The sequence below is a fragment of the bacterium genome, assembly GCA_035559435.1.
GTDB lineage: Bacteria > Zixibacteria > MSB-5A5 > WJJR01 > WJJR01 > JACQFV01.
In genome coordinates this window covers 1-9,755 of the sequence record DATMBC010000094.1, presented here as the reverse complement: position 1 = coordinate 9,755, position 9,755 = coordinate 1, and the positions used below count along the sequence as shown (strand labels likewise).

The 9,755-nt window shown below is 61.5% G+C and carries 7 protein-coding genes; all 7 read left to right on the top strand.

Annotated elements, in window-relative coordinates:
• The first annotated feature begins 76 nt into the window (after positions 1–76).
• The 7 genes from VNN55_10905 (at position 77) to VNN55_10875 (ending at position 9,710) form a co-directional block, all read left to right on the top strand.
• Entirely contained in the window at positions 77–1,117 is a 1,041-nt protein-coding gene (locus tag VNN55_10905) for a hypothetical protein (protein HWO58064.1), read from the top strand.
• A 65-nt stretch (positions 1,118–1,182) separates the two neighbouring features.
• Positions 1,183–2,040: a hypothetical protein gene (locus VNN55_10900; GenBank protein HWO58063.1), complete on the top strand. Its 858-nt coding sequence runs from the start codon at positions 1,183–1,185 to the stop codon at positions 2,038–2,040.
• 34 nt (positions 2,041–2,074) lie between these two features.
• On the top strand, positions 2,075–4,393 hold the full coding sequence (locus tag VNN55_10895; GenBank protein ID HWO58062.1) for a hypothetical protein: 2,319 nt from the start codon (positions 2,075–2,077) through the stop codon (positions 4,391–4,393).
• A gap of 193 nt (positions 4,394–4,586) precedes the next feature.
• Entirely contained in the window at positions 4,587–6,002 is a 1,416-nt protein-coding gene (locus VNN55_10890; GenBank protein HWO58061.1) for a hypothetical protein, read from the top strand.
• Between the two features lie 408 nt (positions 6,003–6,410).
• Entirely contained in the window at positions 6,411–7,319 is a 909-nt protein-coding gene (locus tag VNN55_10885; protein HWO58060.1) for a 4Fe-4S dicluster domain-containing protein, read from the top strand.
• Complete coding sequence (gene hybB / locus VNN55_10880; protein HWO58059.1) at positions 7,306–8,577, top strand: Ni/Fe-hydrogenase cytochrome b subunit; 1,272 nt, start codon at positions 7,306–7,308, stop codon at positions 8,575–8,577. Before VNN55_10885 ends, hybB begins: the two co-directional genes overlap by 14 nt.
• Positions 8,574–9,710 (top strand): cytochrome c3 family protein, encoded by a 1,137-nt coding sequence (locus VNN55_10875; GenBank protein ID HWO58058.1) that lies wholly within the window; start codon positions 8,574–8,576, stop codon positions 9,708–9,710. The genes hybB and VNN55_10875 overlap by 4 nt, the downstream gene beginning before the upstream one ends.
• Positions 9,711–9,755 lie beyond the last annotated feature (45 nt).

Genomic DNA, 9,755 nt, shown 5'->3' with positions numbered 1-9,755 from the left:
GCGGCGCTGTCGCCGAAGCCCTGCTTGTGGCATATTGGCCATGCGCGATCGTTAAAATCGAGCCCCTGCGCCTGGCATGAACGACCCTTCGCATCCGGCCCGACGTCTACGCGAGTTCCTCGCGCGTCCCCACGACGAGCGTTGTCTGCGTGCGGTCTATGAGTTCGCGGTGCGTCGCGGCGTTTCGTTCGTTCACACGTTGCGGGCACGCGGACGCGCTCTGCCGCTCGACCTCTTCCCGATCGAGAACGCCGTCCCGGACTTATCCGCCTTCTGCCTGACGCCGCTTTTTTCGCCGGCGCGCCTCGGCGAACCATTGGAACTCACCAAGGCCCTGACAGCGTATCGCGACGCAACCGACAGCGAACTGCTCGACCGCTTCGAGACCGTCCTGCGGCGCCACCTGCGGCAGGGGATCATGCACCTTGTGCACGAGAAGGATCCGCTCGGCTACAACACACGCCGCTCGCTGCTACGCCTGCTGCATCACGGTCGCGGCGAGTTTTCTCGCGTGCTGGTGCGTGGTCGCGAGGAGTGGCGTTGGACCAAGGCGGAGCACCCGCACCGCATCGAACTGCCCTCGGCCGAGCCGGCCCTCCTGCGGCATTGGTGTCTGGCCGCCCAGAGCCAATCCGGCAACATCCCCGGCATCTGCCGCGTTTTGTTCGACAAACTTGACAGCGATGACCGCTTCCGCAATTCGCTGGGCTTCTTTGCGATCCTGCGGGCACTGCATGATCCCCGCACGGACGAGGCCGATATCGAACCGTCGCACTCACAGACCCCACACGCATGCCTGGACGAGCAGCGTGTGCGCGACACGGTCTTGGCGGCGGTCAGCGCCACCATCGCCCGCGACCTGGACCGCCTGGCCAAAACCGCGGGATTGACCCCCGCCGAACGCCAGACGGTGGTCGGCGCCGTCATGCTCCTGGCCAACGACTGGGCCGAACATAAGGAGTGCGACTCGCGGCGGTTATATTTGGAAGAACTGACGGGCCCCTTGGACGATGCAACGTACCGTCAGAAATACCACTATCTCTGGAACACGCTGGTCACCAACACCTTGAATCATGTCCGCCGGTCGCTGTCCGACGGCCTGTCCACGGAGGATTGACTTGCACGGCAACCGACAATCACGCCGTTTGGCCCCTATCGTCAGGTTGAAGAGGGAGGCGGGGATTGCCGCATCTTGACGACTATGATCTGATCCGTTATGCCCGCCTCGATGAGGCGGGACGCCGCGATCTGCCCGCCATCGGACAGCATCTGGCCGAATGCCCGGAGTGCGCCGAGGAATTGACGATTGTCAGCGAATGGCTCCAAACCGAATCCACCGATGCCGCCGCGGCGCCATTCCCCTCGCTTCTCTCCGAATTGGTCTATCGCCTTGCCACTCATTCGACACGGCTGATTGATCTGACCCCATTCGCCGCCGCGCCGACGCCCTCAACCTACGCCCTGGCCGCCGATGGCGGCGAAACCCCCGGCGCCGGCTGGCAGCATCGCGCCACGCTCTACTCGGAGGATCCCGAAGTCATCCTGCGCATCATGCATGACCCGCAGGGTCATCGCGACTTCCTGCAGCTGACCGGCACCGATCCGTCGCTGACACGCAATGTCCGCGTCCACCTGGCCGACCCGCCGACCGACTTTTTCACCGACGAACGCGGCATCGCCGAAATCGGCGCGCCCATGCCCGATGATCCCTCCGGACTGCATTGGCAGATCCGTCTGCCCGATGCCACATTCGCGCTCTCGCCCCTGGAACTGGCCGCACGGTTGCGTGCCGCCGAGACCGTGCTCGAAGCCGAAGGCGGGCACCGTCTGGCCGCGGCCATTGTCGACGAGGGCGATTCGGTCAGTCTGCGCATCCGTCCCCTGTCGATCTTCGGCCAGACCGCCTTCGCCAAGGTGCGCGTCGTCGTCTCGCAGGCCGGCGGACGCTGGCGGTTGGGCGAAGCGGCCACCGCGCAGGATACCATCACCACGCAGGTGACGGCCGATGAGCCGATCGAAATACGATTGTTCCTGACTTAGCATGACGCAAACGCTTCGCACCTGATGGCCGACGATGACATCCGGCTCTGCGCTCTCACCGCTGGGCTTTACGCGCGATTACCAGCACTACCGCGCCCGCGCCGCCGCAATCCCCTACCGGGATACGCTTCTCCTCCAGGCCGCGCGTTTCTGGAGCGAGCGCAGTGCCGCCCTCGGCGATCCCGCCTACGAGACTTTCTGGCGGGAAGATCTGCCGCCACTGCTTGAAGCCGCCGGCGCTCCCGACTTCCACGACCTCTTGCCCGACGAACTCGAGGCGCTGGCTAAGTTCATCGAACGCCTCCCTCCTCTGGAACTGACTTCGGGAATAGCCCCGCCCTCCCTCTGGGAGCTGGCAGCGAAGAAATGGCTCTATGTCGGCGAAGTTGAGCGGGCGCTGCGAGCGCTGAGCCATACCGCCATCGGCGCCGGAGTGGATGTCGAGCCGATCACATCCGCGTCGGATGACCCTTGCGAACCGCATGAGTGGCCACAGCGCTTGCTTGAACGGCATGGCGACCATCTGAGTCCATCGCTGGTCGAATGGCTCAAGGGTGTCGACAGCGAATGGCGCGCCTGTCTCGATGGCGGCAGTCCCAACCGTGCCACCTGTGTGGTGGTCGAGCAGGATCATTCCGGACGGCCGTTGCGCGGACGTTTGCGCATCCTCGAAGGACAACTGGAGAAACTCAACAACGGCAACGGCGGTCATCAAGTGGTTTTCGCGCACCAGTTACGCAGCCCCGATGATCCGCAGATTGCCGGCGCCTATGCCGCCCTCGCCGCGCTGGCCGGCGCCGAATCTGGCACTCGCAGGACCGAATGGAAAGGTCCGGTCGGCAAGCCGAAGCCCGTGTCATGGCGCGCCGGCTACGTGTTCATCGATGCCGGCAGGGAGCTCCATGGCGGCGCGTCGCTGGCCTTCGCCTGCTTCGCCACCGGCTACGGCGACCTCTGGTCGAAGGATTTGCATCGCGCCCGCATGCTGATCAGCCACGCTGTCGCGCTCACCGGCGCGCTCGCGCCCGATGGCGGCTCCGCATCGATCTCGGCCGAATCGCTGGCTTGCAAAGTCGAGCGTGTCTTCTATTCGCCGCTTGCCAGTCTCGCGGTTCCCAAATCCAACCGCGACGCCGCCGAGGCCGCGGTCACTGCGTTGCACCTACGCCATCCCCGCCGCCGTCTGCGCATTATCGCCATCGACCGCGCCGCCGACCTGGCCACCGACGGCAACATCATGATCCCCGAGCGCGTCTGCCCGGCCGAATTCGCCCTCCGCGCTGCCGCCAAGTATGGCCGCAACGTCAAAGTGCAGGTCCCGGCACTGGCGGTGCTGGCGTATCTGCTCTTGTGCCTGGTGTATCCGAAGGCGTGGGTGGGGTTTGATCGGAATCCTGCGTGCGCGGACTATGTTGGCAATAGACTTGTTGTTATGAATGCGAAGTCGAACGAATTATGGTCATATCAAGCTAACTTGGAAATGGACCAATCACATTCGAGCACCGTGTTTGGCGATTTGGATGGTGATGACAGGCCCGAAGTGATCTCCATGTTAACCCCTCGGAAACAAGCCTCGTCAATGCGTGCCGGGGAAATGATCGCTTTTGACCATGACGGTACCGAGCTGTTTAAGCGAGTCCCTGTCATCATGGGTCAGTATCCGGGCGACACGTCGATTCTCCAGCAATACGATTTCGGAGGACTGGCGTTGATCGAGCGAGAAACCGGGAGTCTGATCCTTACAGTCGTTCTCAAGTCATACCCCTCAAGAGCTCATTTCATGCTATGGAGCGCGGAAGGTGATTTGGTCGGATGGTACATAAACGCGGGCTACGCCGGGGGCCCGCACGCAATGATTGTAGACACAGTTCGTTCAGTTCTACACGTGCTCGGAGTGAATAACCGTGTGCCGGCGGCCTGCTACTTCATACTACCACTCGACTCCTGCCACGGGGTCTCGCCTCCTTTTGCAGATTCTGTCTGGAATCTTCGTAGCGTGGAACAGGGCAATCAGATCAGATACATCGTCTTCCCGCCAACCGACGTATGCATTGCGAGGCGGGAACCATATAACGGCGGGCTAAGACTTGTCAACGAAGCGGGCCTGGTTCGCGTTGACGTCGATGAATTATCTCTTTCCGCTGGCTCAAAGGACTCTACAGCATTGGTTAATTACTATCTTGACGAACGCCTGACCGTCGTTTCCGCACGGTGCAGCGACTTGTTCAGGTCAATCCGAAATCGTCTTGTCTCGGAAGGCACACTACCACCCATCGACTGGCGGGAGTACCAGGATGCGCTTGTCATGAACGTGCGCTACTGGTCTGACTCTGTATGGACGACGTCATTCTAGCATAACTCAGCTCGCGCCTTGACTTCAAGTTCCACAGTGTTTTGGTCTACAAAATCACGCCTCGGCTCCTAGTTGAAAACTTGTAGAGCGTGGTCGGAACGCCATTCCACGGCGGTTGAGTGGGATCCTGTATCAATTGCCACTAGAATCAAGCGACGCTGCCTCAGCGTCACGAATCACAAGGAGGAGAATTATGACAAATGGCTGCGTATTATCTATATCGCTCCTCGGAACTGTCGCTCTACTCGCCACGCCCACCGCCGCCACCGATCTTGGCCTCTTCTGGGACACGGGGGATATCGGGATCGTGCAGGACATCACGATCGCTGACCTCCAGCGCGATGGAGTTAACGAGGTCCTGGTTGGAATCGAATCCGGAGGACCGCCCCATCGGGTGTTGGTGTATGACGGTGTCACTAAGAACATCATAGACTCGATCGAGATTCTCAGCGGATACCCGAACCAAATCTCCGTCGCAGACATAGATGGCGATTCCGCAAACGAGATTATCGTTGGCTCAGTCGTGCGTGCAAGCCCGGACGGGTACGTGTACGTCTTTGATGCGCTCACCTTCGCGCTGAAATGGACAAGCGATAATCTCGGCGAAGTCGCAACGCTGGGCGTGGCGGATTTCGATTTGGACGGCGACATCGAGATCTTTGTAGGCAGCAATGGACCGCCTCTTACGCCAAGTTATGGGCCGATCGGTGGCCGCATTACCCTTCTGGATGGCGCCACCCACGCCATTGAGTACAGTGATACGACAGCGACAGGATTCAAGATGGCTGAACTGGCCTCTTGGGGCAATCTCGACACGGATTCTTCGTTGGAGGTGTTGTTTGGAACAAACGACTACGTATCTCCGCTGCGCTTCGCGGTTCATGAGCTTGATTGTGAAACCCATGAGATCAGGTTGCGGATGGATTCAACGGGGGCATTTTACGGAAGCGTACTCGGCGCAGTAGACAAAGTCGGGACAGGCGAGATTGTGCTTGCATACCGCGGGGGTCAGCCATTTTCCGATCGAATCGCAGTTCTTAGCGCTCAGTGGGAATTGCAATGGGAGTTTTCGTTGCAGGCGGCAGATGGGTCCGGGTTCTACGCTCCAGCAATGGCAAACATGAATGGCACTCGAGCGCTCGACGTCGCCGTAGGAGTGAGATACGTGGATGGTCACGACAGCGTGATCATGCTTGACGGCCACACTGGCGCTCAGGTTTGGTCTTCAGAAACTGTCCAGAAAGTGAGCGTGCTTGCAATCGGAGACGTGAACAAGGATGGCGCTAAGGAACTCTTCGTCGGCACCGGTTCTGGTGTTCCCTCGGGACGAATGCGCGCGTATGAGCCGCTGTGTGCCTGTGACTGCCACGTTGATCCTGCTCCGCATCCCATGTGTGATGGAGCCAACGACATTCTTGATGTAGTGGAATGCATCGATGTGGCTTTCCGTGGCCGTCTCGCGATCCGGGACCCAGTCGCAGCGTGCCCGTACGAATCAACCGACGCCAACTGCTCTCTTTCTACCGACATACTTGATGTAGTACTCTTCATTAATGTGGCATTTCGTGGCGATGATGCATGGGCACTATTCTGCAACCCGTGCCTGTGAGAGGCAGTCGCGTCGGAGAAGTTGCGAGCAGGCACCACCGCAGGCATATCCTGTTAACCCACCCCGGAGGCCACCGCCTCCGGGGTGGCTTTCGTTGGCCCAAGCCTGCGCCGTAAAGCCCCCTGGCGATAGCGGGTTTTTGTCCACCGATTATGTGACGTTAATCACATAATTAAACTTAAGCCGCTGGACGGGGCTGCGCCGCGACCGCCCCGCCTCCACCCCCCTGTCCCCCATGCCCTTGCCGCCCTTTGTCGAAGGCGACCAACCCTGTCAATCTTCACAGCCGCCCTTGCAATTCTGACACATGCCGGTCGCCTTTTGTCGTATATAACAGTGGAGACTGAATGTGGAGACAAAGTGAAATGCTTCACTTTTTCTCCCGAAGTGACGGAGGCGACCAAGACCATGAGAAGGCGCGATTTCCTCATCACTGCGGGCGCCGCTTCGGCCACGTTGGCCGGGTCAACCGCCCGGGCCTCGTCCGACAAACCGGCCATCAATTTCGACGACCAATGGAGCGTCCTGGTTGACACCGTCGTCTGCATCGGCTGCCGCAAGTGCGAGTGGGCCTGCAACCAGGAGCACAAGCTCAACGACGCCGACCTGAAATCGTACGAGGACAAGTCGGTCTACAACGAGCACCGCCGCCCCCACGCCCGCGCCTACACCGTGCTCAACCAGTTCCACGACGCCAGGGACCCGCGCCGCCTCTGGACCATGAAGGTGCAGTGCATGCACTGCAACCGCCCGGCCTGTGTCTCCGCCTGCATCGTCGGCGCGTTGCAGAAGGACCCGCGCGGTCCGGTCACTTACGACGCCTGGAAGTGCATCGGCTGCCGCTACTGCATGATCGCCTGCCCCTTCCAGATCCCGGCCTACGAGTACCACGATGTCCTGCACCCGGAGGTGCGCAAGTGCACCTTCTGCCTGCACCGGCTGGAGAAGGGCGAACGCCCCGCCTGCGTGGCGATCTGCCCCAACGAAGCGCTGACCTTCGGCAAGCGGCGCGATCTGATCGAGATCGCCAAGGGACGGATCAACCAGCATCCCGAGCGGTACACACACCACATTTACGGCGAGAAGGAAGCCGGCGGCACCGCCTGGCTCTACCTCGCCGGCGCCGACTTCACCAACAGCGAACTGCCGAAGCTCGGACCCGAACCGGTCCCCGAGACGTCGGAGAAGATTCAGCATGGGATCTTCAAGTCCTTCGTCCCGCCGCTGACCCTCTATGCCCTGCTCGCGTTGATTATGGGCACCCAGCGCGGCGCGTCGGATGAGCCCACCAAGGAGGACGGCCATGACGCGTCATGAGCGCCCACATCCGATGCAGGCGCCCTTCCTGACGAGGGGCACGATGATCCTGCTGGCGCTGACCGGCATCGGGCTGGCCTTCTACGCCTACCGGCTGATCTTCGGCCTCGGCGCCGCCACCAACCTCGATGATCAATACCCGTGGGGGATCTGGATTTCCATCGACGTCGCCTCCGGCGTCGCGCTGGCCGCCGGCGGCTTCACCACCGCGGCGTTGGCCGAGATCTTCCACAAGCAGCGCTACCATGTGGTCGTGCGCCCGGCGCTCCTGACCGCGATGCTCGGCTACACCTTCGTGGTCATCGGCCTGCTGGCCGACCTCGGCCGCTACTACAACGTCTGGCACCCGATCCTTCCGTCAATGTGGCAGGGCAACTCGGTGCTGTTTGAAGTCGGCATGTGCGTGATGATCTACCTGACCGTGCTCTACATAGAATTCCTGCCGATCGTGGTCGAACGCTTCAAGGGCAGGGTGAACTGGCCCGCGCCGTTGCGCTGGGCCAACGGCCTGACCGAGAAACTCCTGCACATCGCCGACGTCACGCTCCGTCGCGTTTTGTTCGTGTTCATCATTCTCGGCGTGGTCCTTTCCTGCCTGCACCAGTCGTCGCTGGGCACGCTGATGGTCATCGCCAAGGACAAGATGCACCCGTTGTGGTGGTCGCCGATGTCGCCTTTGATGTTCCTGCTCTCGGCGATCGCGGTCGGCTTCCCGATGGTGATCGTCGAGTCGATCTCGGCCGCGCGTTCCTTCAAGTTGAGACCGGAAAAGGACGTGCTCTCGTCGCTGGCGTCGTATACGCCCATCCTGCTGGCAATCTACCTCAGCATCAAGATCGTCGATTTGACCATGCGCGACGCCTGGCCATATCTGCTGGAGGGCTCGGGGCGCTCGTTCATGTTTATTATCGAGCTGCTCTTTGGCGTGATCGCGCCGATGGTAATGCTGCTGCAAAAGAAGATCCGCAACAGCATCAACGGCCTGTTCATCGCCGCGCTGATGGTGGTCCTGGGCGTGGTGCTCAACCGCATCAACGTCTTTCTGGTCGCCTACCAGCCGCTCTACCCGACCAAGCCCTATTTCCCGTCGTTGGTGGAAATCGGCGTCACGGTTGGCCTGGCCAGCGCGCTCATCCTGGTCTACCGCTGGTTTGTAATGACCTTCCCGGTGATCTCCGGCGAGCCCGACCCGGCCCTCCAGCCGCCGGCCGCCCCCGCCCCACAAGAACGATCCGTCGCCGTGGGAGCGGGCAGATGAAAGGTCACATCATGAAGAACTTATCGATTCCAATCGTCCTGTCCGTCTTCCTGGCCGGCCCCGTCTTTGCCCAGCCGACTGCGGCGACGCACCCCGAACTGCAGATCGACTGCGCCAAATGCCACACCTGCGCCAATCCCACCGCCGACGACCCCTGCCTGGTCGCCTGCCCGCGTCTGCAGTCGATCCACGCCACCGCGCGGCATGAACTGGCCGAGGGTCCGGACAGCGTCGTGTTGGGCAAGATCGCCGACCTCTACCAGCCGGTCCACTTCGACCACAAGAAACATGCCGGGATGGCGCAGATGGGCGGCGATTGCCAGACCTGCCATCACTACAGCCCGCCGGGACGGATCCCGCCCTGCGGCGAATGCCACGGCACCGAGGCCGAGGCCAATCTGCGTCAACCCAGTCTCAAAGGCGCCTACCATCGCCAATGCCTCGCCTGCCACCGTGAATGGTCGCACGACACCCAGTGCGTGATCTGCCATGCTCCCCAACCCGGCAAAGTCATGGCCGAGGCGGTCGGCGACATATCCGACATCATGGGCGCGGCCCACCCGAAGCTGACCGAACCAGACACCAAGGTCTACCAGACCCCCTACCAGCCCGGCCCGGTGGTCACCTTCTTCCACAAGGAGCACATTGATCTCTTCGGGCTGCGCTGTGTCGATTGCCACAAGCAGGAAAACTGCGGCCGTTGCCACGATCTGCAGCAATCAGTCAAAGTGGCCAAGACGCAGGAGGAGATGCACGCCCTCTGCAACGACTGCCACAAGAGCGATCCCTGCGCCAAGTGCCATGACACCAAGCAAAAGCCCGGCTTCACCCACGCGGTGACCGGCTGGCCGCTCAACCGCTATCACCAGAGTCTCGACTGCTACGCCTGCCATCCGACCGGCAAACGCATCGCGCGTCTCAACAATGCCTGCGGCAACTGCCACGGCGGCTGGAATCAGTCGAACTTCAAGCACGCCGTGACCGGACTGCAACTCGACGAAATCCACCGCGAGATGGACTGCGAAGACTGCCACGTCGGTCGTCAATACGCCGCCGCGCCCAATTGCGCCGGCTGCCACGACGATGGCCGCACCGCCAAGGATGTTCCGCCGGGTGAGTACATCACGCGTTGAGCGTGGTGTACCTGTACTGATAGATCGGGGCGGGCCCAACCGGGC

Excerpts from the sequence above, each read along its gene's own strand:
- VNN55_10885 (HWO58060.1), top strand. The coding sequence starts at position 6,411 with ATGAGAAGGCGCGATTTCCTCATCACTGCGGGCGCCGCTTCGGCCACG.
- VNN55_10890 (HWO58061.1), top strand. The coding sequence starts at position 4,587 with ATGACAAATGGCTGCGTATTATCTATATCGCTCCTCGGAACTGTCGCT.
- VNN55_10895 (HWO58062.1), top strand. The coding sequence starts at position 2,075 with ATGACATCCGGCTCTGCGCTCTCACCGCTGGGCTTTACGCGCGATTAC.
- VNN55_10875 (HWO58058.1), top strand. The coding sequence starts at position 8,574 with ATGAAAGGTCACATCATGAAGAACTTATCGATTCCAATCGTCCTGTCC.
- VNN55_10905 (HWO58064.1), top strand. The coding sequence starts at position 77 with ATGAACGACCCTTCGCATCCGGCCCGACGTCTACGCGAGTTCCTCGCG.
- hybB (HWO58059.1), top strand. The coding sequence starts at position 7,306 with ATGACGCGTCATGAGCGCCCACATCCGATGCAGGCGCCCTTCCTGACG.